This is a genomic window from Luteibacter sp. TLI7-4A (assembly GCF_056754745.1).
The window spans coordinates 2,456,130-2,476,992 of sequence record NZ_JBPGWO010000001.1 but is presented as its reverse complement, the minus strand read 5'-3'; the positions used below and the strand labels follow the sequence as shown (position 1 = coordinate 2,476,992).

Sequence of the window (20,863 nt, the reverse complement as noted above, 5' to 3'; positions counted from 1 at the left end):
GGCAAGCTCATATCGGACAAAGGTCGGAGGTTGCTCCTGTGGGAGCCGACCTTGTCGGCGATTCGGCGCGCGAAAACCTATTCGTCCGTCGCAGCCAACAACGTCCCGACCACAGCCGCCAGCGCCGCGTACAACTCCGGCGGCACATCGTCGCGCAGGCGCACCGCCGCGAGCAACGTGGCTATCTGAGGGTCGAGTTGCGGCGCCAGTCCCAGTGCTTGCGCACGATCCAGCATCGCCTTCACGGCGTCCGCGTCCACGCGTTGGCTCGTTCCGCTGCTGGTCGGCGACGCAAGGCGTAGCGTGACGCTACGGCGAGGCGAGGGCAGCGGCTGGCTCATGCGCGCGCTTCCAGTAACACGGCGCTATAAGCGCTGGTCGATGCGGGCAGGCCGTGCATGCAGGCGAAATGATCGAGCACGAGTCCACTTTTCTCGAGCAGCCGGCGCAGCGACATGAATTCGTTTTCGAGACGGCTGACGGTCTCCGCGTGCTGGGCCCACAGGCGTACCGATACACGCGGGGTACGTAGCTGTATCTCGCCCTGCACGGCACCGAGCGACGGAGGATCGATGGCGAAGCCGACCGTCCACGGGCCTTCTTGTTCGCCGGGAGCGGGCTCGCCTTCCTCGATACGCAACTGAAGCACGTCGTAGCCACGGACGCCTGCGACGGGGATCTCGATCATCCACAGGCCGGAATGCGGCTGCGACTCGAGTTGGGCGATTTCGACGCGCGAAAGCGCCGCGCGCGTATCGCTGCGTAGCTGGTTGACCAGTCCGTCGACGTCATCTTCCGTCACCGCGAGCTCGGCGGCACGCGGTTGGGCCACCAGCGAGCGCTGAGCCAGCGGCGGGGGTGTATCGCTGAGCGGTCGCGACAAGGTGGATGAACCCGGTCGGCTCGCCGATATGTCGGCCAGCGTGCGGCGCAGGGCGAGCAGGGCGGCCTTGAAATCGTCCGCCGCCGGTGTCTCCCGCTTTGGTTCGGCGAGATGGGCTTCGAGGAAGGTTCCGCTCTTGGCGATGGCTTCCTTCATGCCCAGGGGTGAACTGATGTCGTCGGGCTTGTTGATCGCCGCTTCGAGCGTGGCCAGGGCCGCGCGTAACGGGGCGGGGAGCGCCCGTGCCGTCGGGCTGCGTCCGAGGGCGGCCAGTACGCCGAGAAGGGGGGCGTAGCCATTCTGCTGAGGCAGGCGTTCGCGCAGTCCCTGCATCGCGACCTGTTCGTCCGTGTTGCCCGGGATCACTTCCAGCTGCGGCTGCGCACCCTGGGTCAGCACGCGCACCTGGAACTGTGGAGGAAGCTGGGTACCGGTGCCTGGTGCGTCGGCCTCGACGGTCAGCCCGCCGATCTCCAGCAGCAGTTTGCCCAGCTCGTTCTGGCCCATCACCCGCGCCAACAGCAAGGTCCCGACCCGCCAGCTGTCCGCGGCGGCCGTGGTGCCCGCGGCCGCGCCCGCCCATAACTGGGCAGCGAGACTGGTCGGCTGGATGATCAAGGGGGATGTCCTCCCGAGCCTGGCGGGCCCCGAATGGGCACGCTCCTCTGACTGAGGAAATCGGCGGGAACTTGCGAAACTTTAGAGGCGCACTGGCAGTGGAACCTGGCAAGGTCGTCCGGATAACCCGCGCGGCGCCAACGGGTCCGGCACCCACCCGGCCCGGTCTATCGGCGCCATGGTGGGTCGAACCCGCCTGCGACGTGCCATGCCTACTTCGACGGTGGGGTCTTCGAGGCTTCCGGCTGCTCGGCTAGCGTGAACTGGACACGTAGCGAAGCGGATTCCTTAAGCGAGTCGTATTCCTTGGTGATTCCGTCGAGACGTAAGAAGTACTTGACGAAGGCAAACTTGTCCTTGAGCCCATTGGTCTTGCTCGCCCAGACGTCTGACCTAAGATAGTCGTTGTTTGTGAGATTGTAGATGTTGTCCTTTTGAACGGGCCATTTCGAGTCAGTCTTGATCAATGTTGCGCCGCCATCCTCCATGGTCCATTCGAACCAGTAGTATTCGCGTGACGCTGCCATAGACACGCTGTCCGGAATGGTCATGAGGACTCCACCGTCCTTTACGACGACTTGTGGTGCAGGAAGGGTGCTTGTTGTTCCGGCTTCCGGTTGCGCTGAGGCAGGGGCCGGAGTTGGAACAAGGACCGGAGTTGGCATTGGAGCCGGTGTTGGAGCTGGAGCTGGAGCCGGTGTTGGAGCCGGTGTTGGAGCAGGAGCAGGAGCAGGGGCAGGGGCAGGGGCAGGGGCAGGGGTCGGAGCCGGAGCTGGAGCGGGAGGAGGAACCGTCACGTCCACCTTGACGATGACGGATTCCCTGACCACGGGTTTTTGCCAGCCGATCAAGTGCAGCGTGGCGCTCCCCTGGTATCGGCCCGGGGCAAGTTGCTTGTTCTGCCTTGCAAGACACCGTGCGCCCAGCCTAACCGACCCATCGGCAATGGAATCCCTTGCCCTCCTGTAGCTTCCGATGCGACGGACACGGCCCCCGCCCCCATCGCTCGGAAATGGCCAGCGTCCCGCGTCCAGACAGACGCGGACCGCATTTCCGGACGTGTCGACTGTCTGAATGTAAAGCTCCCAGGCGCCCATCTCGAACACCAGTCCAACCGGCCCAACATCTGCGGAGGTCGCGACGAAGCCAAAATCGGACTCCAGCGCCGCACCGATGGTGTAATAGCGGGTCGCGAATTCCTCCGACATAGAGGTAACGATCAATTCGGTGCACCGCGGAATATCCAACATGAGTTCCGGGAAGGCCGTCGCCCGGCTCTCCACCCCGCTTCCATCGAGCGAAACCTTCAATGCGATCCTCAGCTGTGCGTAGTCCCCCAGTTCGTCGAGGTACGTGAGCGGGATGGTGACGTTCAGTCCCTTCTCGAACTCCTCGCCGGTGATCCCTTCTGGCGGCTGACGCAGCGCGAGGTCATGGACGGTTCCATCGGCCTTCGTTCCCAGGCAACGCAGCCAGACGGCCTGGTCCTTCTGGATGAAGGCCCACGGCGCCACCGTGACCGTCGCTCCGTTGGCCGCGTCGCGTCGATCGAGCGCGCCGTTGGCACGGACCTCCGGGACGACAGGCGTGGGGAAGGACGGGGTGTCGGCCTGATCGGTGGCGGGGAGGGCGACTTCCGTGGTTGCCGATGCCGTCGATGTTCCCGCCGCATCGACGGTATAACCGACGGTCAGCCGACGGCCTGCATTGGTCTCCAGGATCGCAGCAGGGATGGGAACGACCAGTCCCTTGCCATTCCATTTCTGTGGTGACGCCGTTTCCGTGACCCCCTCTTGATTCGTATACGTGATCGCGATCTCCGCGCGCGCCGGCAGCGAGGGATGGGCTGCGATGGCGACGGATGCGCCGGCGCCGTCCGCGATGATGCGTGGAGCGGAAAAGTCCAGCGTGGTGGAGGCGGGCGTGGTGGTGGAGCCACCCGGGCCGGGTGCCGAAAGGACGGGGCCGCCCTCCTGTGACGACGCTACGCGGAGGGTTCGCACATGCTCCGCCAGCGCCTCCCCGCCATCGGCGGCGGTGTAGTCGATGGTGACGACAATGTCCTCCAACAGCCAGTTGTCCCCGCTCTTCAGCGTGTCCAGGGTCGTGCCGTCACCGGGGAAGGACAGCGTCCATCGGGAGATCGCGCCCGTTCCTTCGAACGGCAGGTAGCGATCGTCACCGAACACGAGGCCGAAGAGCGCACTGTACCCTTCGACGTTCATGAGCGGCTTCGTGGTGGACAAGGCGACCTTCTGTTCCTGCCGGACATCGAAGAGGACGGAAGGGTGGGCCGGATTGCTGTTGTCGTAGATATACGCCGCACCTTCGGCGGACGGCTCGATCAGAAGCGTGTTGCTCGTCTGCTTCAGGGTGGCGGCGATGCTTCGCATTTCACTGATTGACGACAGCTTGAAGGAAACCGAGACATTGACGATCTGGCGAAGGTAATGACCCGGAAAGTCCGCGTCGTACAGCGAGGAGGGAAGTTCGAACATGACGGCTTGCTTCTTCCCGATTTCCGCGCACAGGTCCGCCGCGCTCATCTTGTTGATCTCGGCGAGCGATACGGTCTTGCGGATATGCATGCGGCGTTCGCGACGGCGCAGATAGGCGGCCTCCATCTCCAGGAGGTCGCGTTGCAGGGCATCGCCGGCCAGCATGCCCCGCCAGTTGTCCATCCAGGCGCCCGGCTTGATGAACTGGCTGCGGAAGTCACCGGTCTCGTAGCGCCAGCCATCCTGAGCCGCAAGGCAGAGCGACATGACCGCATCGTAGGCGGCCGCATAGATGCCCGACAGCTGCGCGATCATCCAGACATAGGTCGGTCCGATGGCGAAGCCGGTCGTCATGAAGACGTACTCTTCGCGCATGAGCTCCTGATGTGCCTTGACTTCGTCCACCGCGATCGAGGCGGCGCGGATCAGGATCTCCTGCTCGTCCAGCTCGCGATCGATCACCTCGATATCGCCGCTTGCCTGTTCGATGTTGAGCAGCCACTCCTTCGCCCGGTACTCGATGTCGCTGTTGTAGCGCAACTCCTCCTTGCCCAAGGTCAAGATATCCGCGCCGAGGACCATCTGCCTGGCCACGGCGGTCGCCATGGAGCCCGGCTCCTGGCCGCCCACGGCGAGGCCGAATATGTTCGGGACCATTTTCAGGCCCGATCCCGTCATGTCGAACGGTATGGACAACAGTTTCGTGCCCGGCGCGGCGGCTGCCAGAGCGGCCGCGGCGATTTCCTGGGGCAGGAGGCCCTGGTCCCATAGGTTCTGGTAGTACTGCCGGCGCTGTTCCGCCACTTTCCTGCTGGCCAACAATTTCTCGCGGCCGGCGCGTGCGCCGGCCAGTGCTTCGGTCTGCAGCCTCAAGGTGAAGTCGGAGAGCTTGATCAGATTGGCTTGCTGAAGGACGCCAAGGCCTGCGTTGTACTCTTCCTCGTAGTTGTGGAACACCTGCCGGCCCATGTCGATCAGTTTTGCGACGGCCTCCTTCGCGGCCGGCAGCACATATTTGAATCGGTACGCGGGAACATCGATGCGCGGCGCGCGTTTACCGCCCGAAAGCATCCCCGCTCGCCAGTTGCCCAACGCGGCGAAGTCGTCGGCGTCATCGTAGAGGTCGAGGTTCATGAGCTTGCCGTCGATGGTCAGCCCGTGCCGTATGTTGAACAGCCGGTTCCGCAGCAGCTCGCGCATGTCGGTCAACGCCACATTCACCGGCGGGAGAAAATCGCCGTCTGTCGTATTCGCCAGCACGGGGAGCGCGGGGGATGGCACGGTCAGTTGTTCGGGCAGGGGGCCGATCAGTCGGAGCGCCTTGCGATAGCAGTTGGCGGCCTCGTTGACATCGTCGCGGGTCAGTTGTCGGTAGAAGTCGTCGCCTTGCTGTCGCCAGGATTCGACCAACAACATGAAGATGGCCTTGCGATACCGTTCGGGATCCGCGTAAGCGAGATCGTCCACATCCTCCGTCAGCGTGTCCGCATCTTCGGCGAGGGCCGGCGGTACGTCGGCCAGCGGCCGGCTACGCCAGAACGGAGGACGAAACACTTCGAGATCGCCCAGGCTGTCATAGGGATCGAAGAGGTGTCGTGCGCACCATTGGAACGCTTCACGGAACTGGCGTGTTCCACGCAGCTGCCAGGCCACGAGCATCGGTACGTGGAAGAACATCTCCCAGTAATACAGCCCGTTGGCGCTGCGGAAGTCGAGCCTGTCGGCCCTGTCTCCCGGTTCCAGGCGCGGTTCGATGAGGTTTTGCGTATCCCAGTCGATCAGGCGATGCGAAGAGGCGGTGGCAAGGGCCGCGAAACGCATGCCCAGGAGCGTATTGAGACGAATGGCGTTGACGGGAAGTTTTCGCCTGTCTGCGCGTGCCTTCTCGTTGGCCTCGGTCGCGTCGAGGTAGTGCAGCTGGTGCATGTTCTGCACGAGGCGCGTGCTCGGGATGGCATCGTCCGGGCCCATGAGATCCTTGAGCTTGTACGCACGGGTGATCTTGCCGAGGATCTCGGTATCGTCCTCGGCGTACACATCCAGTTCGAAGGCATAGTCCAGGACATCGCGATTGATGGGATAACGGGTGCTGAGAACGCGCGACATGTCGTCGCCGTTCAGGCTGACGACGGCTTCCGCCAGGATATTGTCTTCGAGCATGGTCGAGACCATGAACCGGGTGTAGGTGTCGGGGTGCTCATGCTTGAGCTTCATGACGCTGTGGAAATCGATGCCCTCCGGTATCGATATCCCCGATTGGTCGAAGACCTTCGCTTCGTAATCTATGCGGCGTTTTTCGATGGCACGCCTGGAGTTGTCCGATTTTTCGACGCGGAAGGCAAATCTGCTCCAGTCCCAGACGGCCGATGTTATTTCCGGCACGCGGAAGAAGGCATCGGCTTGGTGGGGGATGCGGGCGAGACGTTCGCTGAACGTGGCGAAATCCGCAGGCTTGTCAGTTGCGAAAGCCGGTAGGCGGTTCAAGCCGAGTCGGTTCAGGACACTCTTGTCTTCGGCCGACAGGGTTATTTTTCGGGTTTCCTTCTTGTCCATGCCGCCGCGCAATACCAGGCGAACGCGCCCGATGGTATTTGTGCGAACAGGCGGCGCGACGGATGGGCGACTCGGCAGGAAGACGAGCGTACGCCGACTGAGACTCGGACGTTCATGCGCTTCTATAATGAATATCTGCTCCGAGTACGACATGGCGGGAGGAGCTCGATCTATTGATTTTCCCACCTCTAAGGTCCATCTACTTGATGTGATGTAGTTCAAGAGACTTACCGATTTAAAGTCATCAATGAGTTCTATTGAGGAGCACCGCGCCCTGAGTGTCTCGTCCATCCACTCCACGGAGGAAGTTACACTCGTCCCGTTCGGTGTCTGGATGAGTGTGAGAATTACCTTGTACTGCGGCTTCCCGGCTTCGTTGTACGCCACCCCTGCGAAGTCTGTCACTTCGTTGGATTTCCGCGGTTCAGATAGTTTCCGCTGTGCGGAAAAGCTATGCGTTTCGCCCGACGACAGGCTGGCTATGAAGGATATTGAGTCTTCGCTGGCCAGCTTGGACTTTGATATAGAAAACGTAGTTACGAATTCAATCGAAGCCGGGTCGTATTTTTCCGCCAAAGCTACGCCTCGATACGCTGGGGAGGGATCATCATTGTTAGGTTCCCAGCGGTAATCAACAGAAACGGAAGCAGTATCGGTGGCGCTTCGAAGGTCCACCGTCGCCGTGATGTGGCATGACTGTCCCACATCGACAACATTTAACTCCGCTTCGTATGTAAGCGTTTCTCCCTCGGAGGCTTGCGTCCCTTGGCGCCCGCCCGCCCCCTCATAACTCCACGCGCCATCGAATCCGGCGCTCAGCTCGATGAAGTCACTATCCTCGGGAAGCGATGCCGCGAGCGAGCCGACGCCGAGTTTATCCACCGTCAGGTTCAGTGCAGTCGCCTGCCGCGTGGCCGCGGCTTCGTCGCTGATCGCGTAGCGGGCACTCTCCGCATTCTGCTCGGCGATGGTCACCGCCTTGCCTACGTACTGGTGCTGAACGACACGGGGGTCGGAGAAGAGCGTCTTCCATTCCTTGATGACGGCCTTTTCGATCGCTCCGTCAGCACCACCGTCCAGTTCCTTCTCTTCGAGCAGGAGAAGATCCCGCGATGCGATGAAGTAATCGTCGTTTCGCGCCGGGGCCCGGTCTGTATCCGGCTTCCAATCCCACCACTTGTTGGCCTTGTAAAGCACCACGGTAAGCCAGGGATCCTTGCGGCGATGTCCCTTGGCGTTGACCATGACCACAAGGCCTGGCGCGAACGCCCTGGTTTTCAGGTACGCGTTGCCGCTCGCGGATATCCGCGTGGCATCGACGGAGGGGATCTGGTCCGGTTCGGTGTCATTGCCGCCGAATTTTCCCTTCCCGTCGAATCCATTCAACGTGATGAGTACGTTGGGTGGGCTCCAGAGGCCGTCGAGTTGCTGGAAGCAGTAGCAGACACGGAATACGAAGAAGGGGCTGGTCTTGTTGTCCTTGCCCATGTTCAGCGCCGTCGTGTCGCGCTCTGCCCACACGACATAGCGCCGCTGATCGATCACGACCGGCCGGATGGCGTCGATGCCGTCGCGGAGATCTTCCTTCATCGCGTCCAGGGTCGAGGCGGGAAGGCCGGCAGGCTGGTACGAACTGGCCGGGTCGGGCAACGGCGTGACGGCGATCACGCCTGTCAGGGGGATGGGCACGGGTTCCCACGCCGTGAAGCCCAGCGTACTCGGTGCGCCGTCCGCGTCGCGCAGCGACATGTCCAGGGTGCGCCAATAGTATTGCGCGGGGGAGACATTCGATTTGCCGAGGAAGTGGTACGTATCCTTGAGCGGGTCGATACCGTCGTGGTACGCCGTCAACGGCTGGATATTGCTCGTGGTCTCCACGGCGGTCATGTATCCCAGGATCGCCGCCTCGATATCGTCGGCGCTGAACTTGCCCTGGGCCAACAGGTTTTCCAGGTCCAGGTATGCCTGGGTTTTCCGGCGGCGCTGCGTCGGATCGATGCGGTTCTCCGGGTAGTTCTTCAGTTGCCGCAGCAATCGCCAGTGGCCGTACTGGCTCAGCGAAGTGCTCCATGTGTCGCGCAGTGTTTGCGTCATCGTCTCGTTGGCGCCATGGCCAGGTTCGAGCCCCGTGAACAGGCGGTGCAGATAGGTCTGCAGGCTCGCCATGGTCGACGCGGCCCGGGATGTGACCGGCTCGCGGCCGACCATCACGTCCAGAAGCAGGTGGTCCGAAAGCGCCTCGGTGTCGGTGACATGCGGAAGGCCGGGCTGGGTCGGAACCCAGTGTTCGAGCATCCACGCCGCCAGCGCGTCACGCCATAGTTCGCCGTGCGTCCCTTCGACGGTCAGTGCGTCCTGTTCGGAGCATGCGGCAAGGAGCGCCGCCGCGGCCTTCTCGAAATCGTTGTAATCCGTCGCGACCTTCAGCCCGTTGACATCGAGCAACGCATCGATGGACAGCCCGCTCGATCGCGCCAGTTCGTTGAGGCGCATCGTGAAGTCGATGTCGCGGATATCCTCGACGGTATCGGCAATGTTCTTGCTATCGATGTGACGGGTGACGGCTTCGATGTCAGTCCGCGGCCAATCCGTCAACTGTGACAACAGGGTCGAGCTTTGCGCCGATGTAAGGCGCCGGTTCTCGTGTACTTGCCGAAGGTAGTCGATGGCATGGTCTTCGTCGCTGCCCGTTGGCAACTCGGCCAGCCAGTCGGCGTAGCGGCTCACCTGGTACACCGTGGTGAAGTCGAGCAGGCGCAAGGTGCTACCGGCGCTGCCGGCGCTGCCGGCGAGATTGAACCACGCCGGATGCTCGACCATGGCGGTGACCGCAGCCGCGCTGAGGCCGAAAAGTGTCGCGACAGCGGCGTAGCGATCGAGATCGCTCCATAACCGAAGGTCGTCGGGCGCCAGACAGGCTTTGACATCCTTCGTGCCATCCGCAGCCCTGGTGACCTGGGCGGACCGGCCCAGTGCGCGAAACGCCGTGGCGACACTTGCCGGCGATCGATTCGTCCATTTGAGCAGGGGTAGCGAGAGTGCCTGGTCTTTCAGCTGGAGGCCCTGCTGGATAGCCACGGCGACGATCTCGGTGTCGGTGGACTTGTCCTTTTCGGTCGATTCCAGCGCGGCGATGGCGCGGTTGGTGGCGGCGATCCAGGGTTTCGCTGGCTGGGTCGGCGTGGGAATGAGCAAAGGAAGGCACAGGGTGGCGATCCCGCGTTTGTGGTGCTTCGCCCATTCGGCGACATTCATGACCAGGGCGATCACGTCGAGTACGTCCGTGCCGGTTTGCGACGCATTGGCCAGGCTCGGCGTTCCAGCCAGCTGGCGCAGGACATCGGGGTTTTCACGATTGAGCGTGGTCAGGAGAATCGGCGCTTCGGCGGATTTCAGGCCTAGCAGGCGTGGAAGCGCGATCAGGCGATAACAGGCGGACACCACCGCGAGGCTGCGAGCAGGCGCGGTAAGCGTCTGCGCTTCGACGACGCGGTCCAGCGCCCAGCGGACGGTCGCTTCATCGGCCTTGAACGCCTGGCTCAGTTGACGCACGGCGATGGCGTCGTTGCCGCTGCCCGCGGCGGGATCGAACGTCGTGCCATCGATGGTGAATACCGATTCGGAGTCGCCGCGCGGTTCGATGCCCGACGGGTTGAAGAGGCTGTCGTAGAAAGGCCTTTCGCGTCCCGCGGCCGATGAGGGCATGTCGCCGATGAACGACGCGAACTGCGCGGCCGTCACGGCATACTTCTCGCGCAGGTGCTGGAACAGGCCCAGGGCACGGACGGTAGCGTCGGTGACGTGGAGGTTCCGCTGCTGTCCTTCGGCGAGCATCGCGCTCGTCAAGAGCATGTCGATGTCCGTGAACGAAAGCTTCGTGGCGTGGTGGAGCCGAAGAACGCGCAACATCCGGTCGACGTGACCGTCCGTCAGGCCTTCGATGCGAAGTGGCTTGGATTCGTCGTCGCCTTCGTAGCGAAGATAGAGCGGCTCACCACCGTCGTTGATGAAGCGCGCGCCGAAGCCGGCACTCGATATCGCCGGCTCGGTCGTCGATACGTAGGCACTGCGAAGCACGGCGGGTTGACGATCGACCTCACCGTCGGCGGTCGCCTTGCCCGGCTGGTAGACCGCGAGCAGCTGGCGCAGTTGCTTGCGGCTGAGGCCCAGGCGCCGGCGAAAGCCGTCCGCGATCGCCATGCGTGTTATCGCGGGTGTGGTATCGGCATCGGTCGTGGCAGAGGGGGTGCGGGAGGTGGATGCCGACAGTAGTGCCGTGCTTTCGGTCGCCTTGGATGAGTCGGCGGTGAGCAGGGCACGCAACTCGGGCGCGAATCCGCTGCTCAGCGTCATCGCAGCGCGTAGAGCCGCGGACGTCGCATGACCGAAGATGAAATTCGGATAATCCTTATCGGACTTGCGAACGATATCCCAGATGAAGAGCTTGCGATGGCGCAGCACCGCCTTGACCTGCTCCCACGCGAAGTGGAAGGGCAGGGACGTCGGGAACTTCGCCGCCGCGATCGATTCGCGAAGGGGTGTTGTCGGCGCGGAGTCGCCACCCCGGACGGCGTCTTCGAGGCGGTCGATGGCGAAGCGAAGGGCGGGGAATGTCTGCTTCAACGACCGCTCGTCCATCGGCATGTCGCCGATATCGGGACGGCGGCGGCTGAGTGGTTGTGCCTGGGAGGCATCGGCACCCGCCTCGATCTTTGTCGCCAGCTCGAAAAGCTCGTGCACGTAGGCCAGCGGATTCGTGTTGTCGTTGAGCGCGCCGGGCTGCACCGCCCTGGGCCAGGTGAACAGGGTCAGGTAGTTCGCGGCGTTGCCAGTATCGACGCGGCGCCCCGGAGCCGGCGTCGGCTCGGCGCTCGCGGGAGTGTTCGCTGAAGTGGGCGTCAGCGCGCCGGGAACAGTCTGGTCTGACATGTCGTCACGTCCTTGTTTGTGCCGGAGGGCCATCGCATTCCATGCTGTCGCTCAGGCTACGCCCTTGGAGGCGCAGGGGCATCCGGCCTTTCGTTGTAGGCGCGGCTGCATCCTCCAGCCTCAAGGTAGAATAGGCGGATGACCCAGCTCCCCTTCGAACTCCTCGCCACCGATGGCGCGGCGCGGCGCGGCCGTCTCCGCTTCGGCCGTGGCACCGTCGAAACGCCCGCCTTCATGCCCGTGGGCACCTATGGCTCCGTGAAGGCCATGACCCCGCGCGATGTCATCGACATCGGCGCGGAGATCATCCTCGGCAACACCTTCCACCTGTTCCTCCGGCCGGGCCTGGACATCGTCGGCGAGTTCGGCGGCTTGCACAGGTTCATCGGCTGGGACAAGCCGATCCTTACCGATTCGGGCGGGTTTCAGGTCTTTTCGCTTGCACATAAGCGCAAGATCACCGAAGAAGGCGTCACGTTCGCCTCCCCCGTGGATGGCTCGAAGGTGTTTCTCTCGCCCGAGGAATCGATGCGTATCCAGAAGGTGCTGGATTCCGACATCGCCATGATCTTCGACGAGTGCACCCCCTATCCGGCCACGGAAAAGGTCGCTTCCGATTCCATGGAGCTGAGCCTGCGCTGGGCCGAGCGGTCACGACAGGCCTTCGGCGACCTCAAGAACCCCAACGCGCTGTTCGGCATCGTCCAGGGCAGCACGTTTGAGAATCTTCGCCAGCGTTCCGCCGAACGACTGATCGAGATCGGCTTCGACGGTTACGCCGTTGGCGGTCTCGCCGTGGGTGAGCTGGAGGCCGAGCGCAACCATACGCTGGACTTCACCCTGCCCATGCTGCCGAAGGATCGCCCGCGTTACCTGATGGGGGTGGGCCGGCCGGAAGATATCGTGGAAGCGGTGCGCCGTGGCGTGGACATGTTCGACTGCGTCATGCCGACGCGCAACGCCCGCAACGGCTTCTTGTTCACCGCCGGGGGTACGCTGCGTATCCGCAACGCCAAGTTCGCCATGGATACCCGGGTGATCGAGGAGGGCTGCGACTGCTATGCCTGCGCCAACGGCTTCTCCCGGGCCTACCTGCGTCATCTGGACCGCTGCAACGAGATCCTCGGCAGCCAGCTGGCCACGATGCACAACCTGCGCCACTACCAGCGGCTGATGGCCGGGCTGCGTGGGGCGATCGAGGCGGGTGGGCTGGAGGATTTCGTCGCCGGGTTCTATGCGGCCAGGCGCAAAGCCGAGGTCGACGGCTGACTTGCCCCTTGCGGGCGCCCTGGCGCGCCCCCAAAGCCTTGGCGGGGCGTGGGCGTCCCGCGCCCCGAACCTTGGCGCGGCGCGGTACATAACCGCCGGGGTGCGTGGCATAATCCACGATCTTTTTCCGTGAACGGCCGCTTTTCCTTGGCTGTTCCATGACTTGCGAGAAATCCGATGAGCCTTCCGACGTTCGCCGCCATTGCACAGGCCACCGCTCCCGCCGCCGGAGCCGCCCCTCAGGGCGCCCTGGGCTTTTCGCCGCTGATCATGATGGCGGTGCTGTTCGGCATCTTCTATTTCATGATGATCCGCCCGCAGATGAAGCGGCAGAAGGAGCATCGCGCGCTGCTGGCCGCCCTCGCCAAGGGCGACGAGGTGGTCATGGGTGGCGGTCTGGCCGGCCGCATCGAAGAGGTGGGCGAGTCGTTCGTCCGCGTCGAGATCGCCCCGGGCACCGTCGTCCAGGTGCAGAAGGGCTCGATCACCCAGGTGCTGCCGAAGGGCAGCCTGAAGAAGTCGTAAGGCTTCCAACCGCCATAGCGTCAGCCGCGGCCGGCACGGCCGCTTTCATGGAATGTAAGGCATGAGTGATTTTCCACGCTGGAAGTACGCGCTGGTCGTGATCGTGTTGCTGTTCGGCATCGTGTACGCGTTGCCGAACGTCTTCCCGCCGCAGCCCGCCGTGCAGATCTCGGGCAATCGTGGCTCCGCGGTCGACGCTTCGCTGAAGACAAAGGTCGAGGGCATGCTTGCCGCGGCCAAGGTGCCGCCGTCGTCGATCGAGATCGATGCGAAGGCCACGCGCCTGCTGGCCCGCTTCGGCAATGTCGATGCACAGGCCAAGGCGTCCGATGCGCTGCGCGCGGGGCTCGGCGACAACTACACGGTGGCGCTGAACCTCGCCTCGACGGTCCCCTCGTGGCTGCGCGCCATCAACGCGAACTCGATGCCGCTGGGCCTCGACCTGCAGGGCGGCGTGCACTTCCTCATGGAAGTGGATCAGAACGCCGTGATCGACGCGCAGGAAACCCGCTACGCCGACGATATCCGTTCGTTGCTGCGCGACAAGAACGTCTCCTACGACGCCGTGAACCGCAACGCACGCGGGCAGGGCGTCAGCGTGGTGCTGCGTTCGGATGCCGATCGCCAGCAGGCGGCGTCCCTCATCGCCACGGATTACCCCGATCTCACCGTCGCCGACGGCCCGGCCACGGGTAACCGCTACATCCTCAATGCCACGGTGAAGCCAGCCAAGCTGCGTGAACTGGCGCAGAGCACGATCACCCAGAACGTCACCACGTTGCGCCAACGCGTGAACGCGCTGGGCGTGTCCGAGCCGCTCATCCAGCAGCAGGGTGCGAACCAGATCATCGTCGAACTCGCCGGCGTGCAGGACACCGCCGAGGCCAAGAAGCTGATCGGTGCCACGGCGACCCTCGAATACCGTGCGGGCCTGTATACGCCGCAGCAGGCCGTGGATGCCGCGCGCTCGGGCAGCGTCCCGCCCGACGCCAAGCTCTACTACGGCCGCGACGGACGCCCCTACCTGCTCAGCAAGAAGGTCATCGCCAAGGGTGACGAACTCACCAGCGCCGTGTCCGGCCGCGACCAGCAGAACGGCACGCCGAACGTCAGCGTCACGCTGAACAGCGCCGGTGCCCGCAAGATGCAGGAGTTCACCAACGACAACGTCGGCAAGCCGATGGCGGTGCTCTACATCACGCGCACGGTCGAGACCAAGATGGTCGACGGCAAGGAAGTGAAGACGCCGAAGATCACCGAGGAAGTGATCAACTACGCCAACATCAGCTCGCCGTTCGGCAAGCAGTTCTCGACCAACGGCCTGCCCAGCGATACCGAGGCATCGGAACTCGCGTTGTTGCTCCGCGGCGGCTCGCTCGCCGCGCCGGTCGACATCGTCGGCGAGAGCGTGATCGGCCCCAGCCTCGGCGCCGATAACATCGACAAGGGCTTCAAGGCGGTGATGCTCGGCCTCGGCCTCGTCCTTATCGCGGCGGCCATCTACTACAAGTTGTTCGGCCTGGTCGCCGACATCGCGCTGTTCTTCAACCTCGTGCTGCTGGTCGCCGTGATGTCGATGATCGGCGTCACGCTGACGATGCCGGGCATCGCGGGTATCGTGCTCACCCTCGGCATGGCGATCGACGCCAACGTGCTGATCTGCGAACGCATCCGCGAGGAACTGCGCAACGGCTCGTCGCCGCTGGCCGCCATCCGCACCGGTTACGACAAGGCGTGGGCGACCATCCTGGACGCCAACGTCACCCATCTGCTCGCGGCGCTCGGCCTCATGACCATGGGCTCGGGCCCGATCAAGGGCTTCGGCGTCACGCTGTTCATCGGTATCCTGACCTCGATGTTCACATCGGTGACGGTGACCCATGCCATCACGGCGCTGATCCACGGCGGCCGCAAGCTCAAGACCCTGTCGGTCTGACGGGAGGGACGCCATGGAAATCTTCAACCACAACTCGAACTTCAACTTCCTCGGCCTGCGCAAGTTCAGCATCGGCCTCGCCGTGCTGCTCATGGTTGGCTCGATCGCCCTGATCATGACCCGTGGTTTCAACTACGGGCAGGACTTCCTCGGTGGCGTGGCGGTCCAGGTGGAGTACAAGACGCCGGTGGACCCTGCCGATGTCCGCTCGGCACTTGAGAAGGCGCACCTGGAGAACCCGCTCGTGCAGGCCGTCGGCGGCGCCCGCGAGTTCACCATCCGCCTCCAGCCGAAGGGCGACGTCGCCGCCGCCGGCAACCTCACCAACGACGAGGCGGCCACGAAGGTGGCGAACGACATCATGGCGGCGCTGAAGGAGTCCCGTCCCGACGTCGCGATGAAGAGCAAATCGTTCGTCGGCCCCCAGGTCGGCGAGGAATTGCGCAGCGACGGCATCGTCGCGGTGATCTTCGTCATCGTCGGCATCATGGGATACCTGTGGATCCGCTTCGAGAAGCGATTCGCGATCGCTGCGCTCGCGACGGAAATCCACGATGTCCTGGTGACCCTCGGCATCTTCGCGCTTACCCAGCGCGAGTTCGACCTGACCGTGCTCGCATCCGTGCTGGCGGTGGTCGGTTACTCGATCAACGACAAGGTCGTCGTCTTCGATCGCGTCCGCGAACTGTTCCGCTCCAGCCGCAACGCCACGCCGGAAGAAGTGCTCAACCGCTCGATCAACAGCACGTTGTCGCGCACGATCATCACTTCGCTGTTCACCGGTATCACCATGGCCGCGCTGTTCTTCATCGGTGGCCCGGTCGTGCACGGCTTCGCCATCACGATGCTGATCGGCATCCTGGTCGGCACGCTGTCCTCGATCTTCGTCGCCAGCCCCATCCTGCTCTGGCTGGGCGTATCGAAGAAGGACCTCATGCCGGTCACGAAGGAAGATCCGGCACTGGAGCGCCGGCCGTAAGGTAGGCCGGCTCGGCTTCGCCCTCGCATTCGCTGTGTGCGGTACGGGGGAGCCGCCGGGCGCCCCCTCGGCGCGCCAGGCGGCGCCGTCCCTTGGGGAGGGAAGGCCGCTGCGCGGCCATGTCTGATGGCTGGCGCCCCTTCGGGTTCGGACGGTCGGGCGGGGGTTTTCGATTCGGCTCCTGCCTCAGCGAAAACGATCGGCCGTCCAGGCCGATCCCCTGCGGGCCTTGTCCGCCCGCCCATCCTCGGCGCCTCATGTCGCGCCGAGGGGGCGCCCGGCAGCTCGGCCAAGACCGCGGTGGGGTGGCGGGAAAGAGCAAAGATCGCCGCGCGCCAGACGCCTCACACGCTTGGCCGGTATTCTGCGGTGCAAGCTTCGAAAGCTAATGTGGCTTTCGGTTCTCGGTGGGATGAGTTTCGCGATGGTTGGGATTTGGGTAAAAGTTTGTGGATAGCGGGCGTACTCCTTTCCATTGCGCTTTACGACTAATTGTCCGGAAGGAAGATCCGGCGCTGGAGCGTCGGCCGTAAGGTAGGTGACTGATACTCGTCGAACATCGGAAAAACCCGCCTCGCGATTCGAGGGACGCTTTTTTGGCTCCTTATCAGTTCGTCCTGTCGGATGGCGCGACAAGTTCAGTCGAGACTTTGCTGTCGATTGCATCGCCGTCCTTGCAAATCCGACCCCGATGCTGCCGACGATCTAATCGCCGAAGCCTTGGAGGAACTGTGAAATCTGTCGTCTTTAGCGGCAAGTGAGATAGGATTTTCGATCGCTCGCGCCGATACCGTGCCACGGTTCCAAGTGCCGGATTGACGCGCCCTCGTTGGAGCATATAGTTCAACCAAACGGCAAGGAGGTCGTCATCATGATTCGTAAAGCTCGACTGGGATTTGCAAGGTCAATGCTTTACTTGGGAAGTCTTATCACCATGTCTGGTCATGCCCAGTCCGATCAGGGTACCGTCGTGTCGGTGCCTCCAGGCGGGACTTGGATTGCGGATATAAGCAAGGATGGAAAGATAGAAAAGGGGGCGCGCTGGATCGCATCGGTGAAAGTGGACCCCACATTTGCTTTCGTATATACGCTGACATTCACTGCTCCGTTCCCTTCGGTACCGGAGTGTGCCGTTGTGAACAGGGAGAACGATTCCACGTTTTCCAGGATCCAGGATCCCGGTCCGGAGAAGACGAAGGTAAAAGTGGCCACGGCGAATGGCAGCGGAAGCTTCCCCGAGGCATTTACTGTGACTTGCACACTGCCGGCTGACCGTGCCCCTTAGCGCCTGAAGTCGCAGCCGAGCGAGCGGTGGAAAGTCTCGCCCGATCAGTGCAACGCTTCTTTCGCCACGTGGAGGTCGAAGACTCGGCGGGCCAGCCCGCTTCCCACCCAGGTGCGGCAGGCGAGCGTTGCTCTTTCCTCCAACCCACTCTTGTGTCGAGGGTGGCGCCCGGCAGCTCCCCCGCCACGCACACAACGAGCGCGAGGGCGAAGCCGAGCCCGCAAAAGAAAAGCCCCGCTGTCGCGGGATCGCCGACAGGGTCGGTTCCCGCCAGGGCTGGGCGAGCCCAAAAAAGAGCCCGCGTTGGCGGGCTCTTTTCCTGGTCGCACCCCATCCCTGAGATCAGAAATCGTCGCTATCCTCGGTGGCGCCTTCCGCGTCGTTGGCCAGTGTGACCACGACGTAGGCGGAGCCCACGAGCGACGCGCAGAGCCATGCGTAGACCATCTGGATCGCCGTACGCGGGATGGCGAGCGCCACCCGTGGTGCGAGCGCCAGGCCGACGATGCCGGCGAGCGCGAGTACGGTGGCGACGGTCCACGCAAGGCGCCGCGACGGCGACGTGGCGGTGGTGACGTTCATGCTGCTATGCCCCTGTTTCCCCTGAATCGCGCCCTCGTGCATCGATATGTGAGGCGCTTGTTGTAGGAAATACCCTACAAACTTCCCTGGGAGCAAGTGCCGATTTCCTGAACGAATTCCTTGACTCATAAGGAGTTCCATGCAAGAGCGCTGGCAAGCGCCCGGCTACGCTAGACTTTCGTTTCCCTTCGAGGTCCGATCCATGGCAGAACGCGAATTTCCCGGCTTCACACTACGTAGCGGCGCCACCCGCGAGGGCTCCCGGTACACTGCGCTCCTGTCCGCGCACCCGGCCGATGGCACCTTTCCGAGCTATTTCGCCGTCTACGAGAACCGCAGCTTCCGTGACGAGGATAGTGCCGCCGCCGCGGCGGAGAAGGCGTTGAGCCTCGTCCTGGGTGTCGAAGAGGACGGAGCGCCCGTGTTCGCCGAGGGCGAGACCGGTTTCGACGACGACGTGTGACCCCCATGACTCCCTGGCGCTTGTCCGGCTTGACAGCGAGCCGTCACGCAGCGCGTGATACCAGCGGGGCGACGAAGGGTGGCGACATAACATGAGCGAAGGGAATGGGCGCTACCGGCAGTTCGTCGAGGCATCCTCCGACTGCATGAAGGAACTGGACCGCGATGGCGTCATCCGCTTCGTGGCGGGCCTGGGTTGCGCCGCGTTGGTTCCCGAAGGTACCGATCGACTGGTCGGGATGCGCTGGCTCGACCTGTGGCCCCTGGAGGCGCGCGACATGGCCGCCCGGGTGCTCGACCGTGCGGCGGCTGGCGAGCGGGTGGACTTCGTCGGTGCGCGCCGCACGGGCGACGGTCCGTCGCGATGGTGGGAGGTGATGGTGGCGCCGGTCGTGGCCGACGACACGCTCGATCATTTCATCGTCATCAGTCGGGACGTTACCGAGCGCGTGGAACTCCAGGCGGCTCTGGAAGCCATCATCGAGTTGCTCCAGGATCGGCTCAACGAGACCGTGGCGCGGTCGGTCTCGGCCACGACGCAGTACGGCACCTTGCTGGAACGGTTGGAGACCGAGCACGGGGCGAGGCGCGACGCCGAAAACCGGCTCGCCGGCGTCCGCGAACAACTGGACCTGGCCAACCGCGCGCGCGACCTCGCCGAGGCGGGCTCGCGCCAGGCCCAGAAGCAGCAGGCCATCGGCCAGCTGGTGAGCGGAGTCGCCCACGACTTCAACAACATGTTGCAGACGGTGATAGTCAGCCTTTCCGGCTTGCAGGACGACTCGGATGAACTGTCGCCCCGGCACCGCCGGATGATCACCTATGCGGTGGAGGGAGCGCGGCACGCCACGGCATTGACCCGGCGCTTGCTGGCCTTCGCGCGCAACCAGTACGCCCAGCCGGAGGCGGTCGACCTCGGCGACCTGGTCGTGGCTTTCGCGGACTTCGCCCGGCATGGCCTGGGTGGCCGCGTGGGCATCGAGGTGTTGCGTCAGCCGGGCGCCTTGCCGGTGTGGCTGGATCGCCACGGGGTGGAGCAGGCGTTGATGAATGTGTGCCTGAACGCGCGAGACGCGATGGGCGGCTTCGGGAACATCGTGATGGAGGTCGGCGAGCGCGTCGGCGACGATCGCCTGCCCGGGCTCGCCCACGAAGCCGGCGGCTTGCGCCAGGTCTTCGTGAGCGTGGCGGATACCGGCGGTGGCATGGCCGAGGAAGTGCGCCAGCGCCTGTTCGAGCCCTACTTCACCACCAAGGAGGGCGGTTCCGGTCTTGGCCTCGCCCAGGTCTACGGGATGGTGGCGCAAGCGGGCGGGGCGATCGAGATCGAGAGCGAGACCGACGTCGGAACGCGCGTCCGCCTGGTTTTCCCACGCTATCCCGGCCCCTTCGCCCTGGACGATTGAAACCTGCGAAAAACGTGACCGCGTTCCTCAATTTGCCGACGGATCGGCCGATACAGCAAGGGACTGGGAGGAAGTGAAGTCATGTTGGTCATCATCGGTTCGATTATCGTCCTGGTCTCTGTGCTGGGCGGCTATGTTCTCTCGCACGGCGAGATGGCCGCGCTGTGGCAGCCCTACGAGTTGCTCATCATTTTCGGCGCGGCGTTCGGCGCCTTCATCAGCAGCAATTCGATGGATGTCGTCAAGGCGGCAGGCCGCGATACCGTCGCCCTGTTCAAGGGGCCGAAGTACCGCAGGCAGGACTACGTGGACCTCCTGTCGCTGCTGTACGACATCTTCGTGAAGATGCGCAAGGAGGGGCAGCTGGGCATGGAAGCGCATATCGAGGACCCGGCGAACAGCTCGTTGTTCGGCGCGTATCCGCGGCTGATCGCCGAGCACCACCTCATCGATTTCATCACCGACTGTCTGCGCCTCATCGTGGGCGGCAGCATGGACCCGCATGAGCTGGAGCAATTGCTCGACGTCGAGCTGGAAACGCATCACCACGAGGCGCTGGTGCCGGCATTGGCGGTGCAGAAGATGGCCGACGCGCTGCCCGGCTTCGGCATTGTCGCTGCCGTGCTCGGCATCGTCATCACCATGAAGTCGATCGACGGCGATGCCGTCGTCATCGGCCAGCATATCGCGGGGGCGCTGGTCGGTACCTTCCTCGGCATCCTGCTGTCCTATGGCTTCGTCGGCCCGCTGGCGGCGGCGATGGAAGCGCGCGTGGGCACCGACGGCAAGGCGTTCGAATGCGTGAAGGTGGCCTTGCTTGCCAACCTGCGCGGCTACAACCCGATGGTGTCGGTCGAGTTCGCGCGCAAGTCGTTGCAGTCGGGTTCCCGGCCGACCTTCCAGGACCTCGAGGCGCACCTCAAGGCCGTTCGGTAAGC

At 63.7% G+C, this 20,863-nt stretch carries 11 protein-coding genes; 7 read left to right on the top strand and 4 right to left on the bottom strand.

Going from position 1 to position 20,863, the window contains the following annotated elements; all coding sequences use genetic code 11:
• Positions 1-77: 77 nt before the first annotated feature.
• From ACR9Y6_RS10935 to ACR9Y6_RS10925, 3 genes are all read right to left on the bottom strand, one after another.
• On the bottom strand, positions 78-341 hold the full coding sequence (locus ACR9Y6_RS10935; RefSeq protein WP_481281302.1) for a flagellar biosynthesis protein: 264 nt from the start codon (positions 339-341) through the stop codon (positions 78-80).
• Positions 338-1,501, bottom strand: coding sequence for a flagellar hook-length control protein FliK (gene fliK, locus ACR9Y6_RS10930; RefSeq protein ID WP_481281301.1), 1,164 nt, complete (start codon positions 1,499-1,501; stop codon positions 338-340). The genes ACR9Y6_RS10935 and fliK overlap by 4 nt, the downstream gene beginning before the upstream one ends.
• Before the next feature lie 212 nt (positions 1,502-1,713).
• Complete coding sequence (locus tag ACR9Y6_RS10925) at positions 1,714-11,481, bottom strand: Tc toxin subunit A-related protein (protein ID WP_481281300.1); 9,768 nt, start codon at positions 11,479-11,481, stop codon at positions 1,714-1,716.
• Between the two features lie 138 nt (positions 11,482-11,619).
• On the opposite strand from ACR9Y6_RS10925, the gene tgt reads away from it, so the two are divergent.
• The 4 genes from tgt (at position 11,620) to secF (ending at position 16,190) form a co-directional block, all read left to right on the top strand.
• On the top strand, positions 11,620-12,750 hold the full coding sequence (tgt, locus tag ACR9Y6_RS10920; protein ID WP_481281299.1) for a tRNA guanosine(34) transglycosylase Tgt: 1,131 nt from the start codon (positions 11,620-11,622) through the stop codon (positions 12,748-12,750).
• A 177-nt stretch (positions 12,751-12,927) separates the two neighbouring features.
• Positions 12,928-13,275: a preprotein translocase subunit YajC gene (yajC, locus tag ACR9Y6_RS10915; RefSeq protein WP_306852036.1), complete on the top strand. Its 348-nt coding sequence runs from the start codon at positions 12,928-12,930 to the stop codon at positions 13,273-13,275.
• Positions 13,276-13,336: 61 nt separating this feature from the next.
• The gene (gene secD / locus ACR9Y6_RS10910; RefSeq protein WP_481281298.1) at positions 13,337-15,211 is read left to right on the top strand and encodes a protein translocase subunit SecD; all 1,875 of its coding nucleotides are present in this window, start codon (positions 13,337-13,339) and stop codon (positions 15,209-15,211) included.
• A 13-nt stretch (positions 15,212-15,224) separates the two neighbouring features.
• Positions 15,225-16,190 (top strand): protein translocase subunit SecF, encoded by a 966-nt coding sequence (gene secF / locus ACR9Y6_RS10905; RefSeq protein WP_481281297.1) that lies wholly within the window; start codon positions 15,225-15,227, stop codon positions 16,188-16,190.
• A 1,627-nt stretch (positions 16,191-17,817) separates the two neighbouring features.
• Here secF and ACR9Y6_RS10900 read toward each other — a convergent pair.
• Entirely contained in the window at positions 17,818-18,057 is a 240-nt protein-coding gene (locus ACR9Y6_RS10900; protein ID WP_481281296.1) for a hypothetical protein, read from the bottom strand.
• Positions 18,058-18,259: 202 nt separating this feature from the next.
• Between ACR9Y6_RS10900 and ACR9Y6_RS10895 the strand changes: the two genes are divergently transcribed.
• The 3 genes from ACR9Y6_RS10895 (at position 18,260) to motA (ending at position 20,861) form a co-directional block, all read left to right on the top strand.
• Positions 18,260-18,520 (top strand): hypothetical protein, encoded by a 261-nt coding sequence (locus ACR9Y6_RS10895; protein ID WP_481281295.1) that lies wholly within the window; start codon positions 18,260-18,262, stop codon positions 18,518-18,520.
• 91 nt (positions 18,521-18,611) lie between these two features.
• A complete protein-coding gene (locus tag ACR9Y6_RS10890; RefSeq protein ID WP_481281294.1) occupies positions 18,612-19,925 on the top strand; it encodes a two-component system sensor histidine kinase NtrB in 1,314 nt (437 codons plus the stop codon).
• Positions 19,926-20,006: 81 nt separating this feature from the next.
• On the top strand, positions 20,007-20,861 hold the full coding sequence (gene motA, locus ACR9Y6_RS10885) for a flagellar motor stator protein MotA (RefSeq protein WP_481281293.1): 855 nt from the start codon (positions 20,007-20,009) through the stop codon (positions 20,859-20,861).
• Positions 20,862-20,863 lie beyond the last annotated feature (2 nt).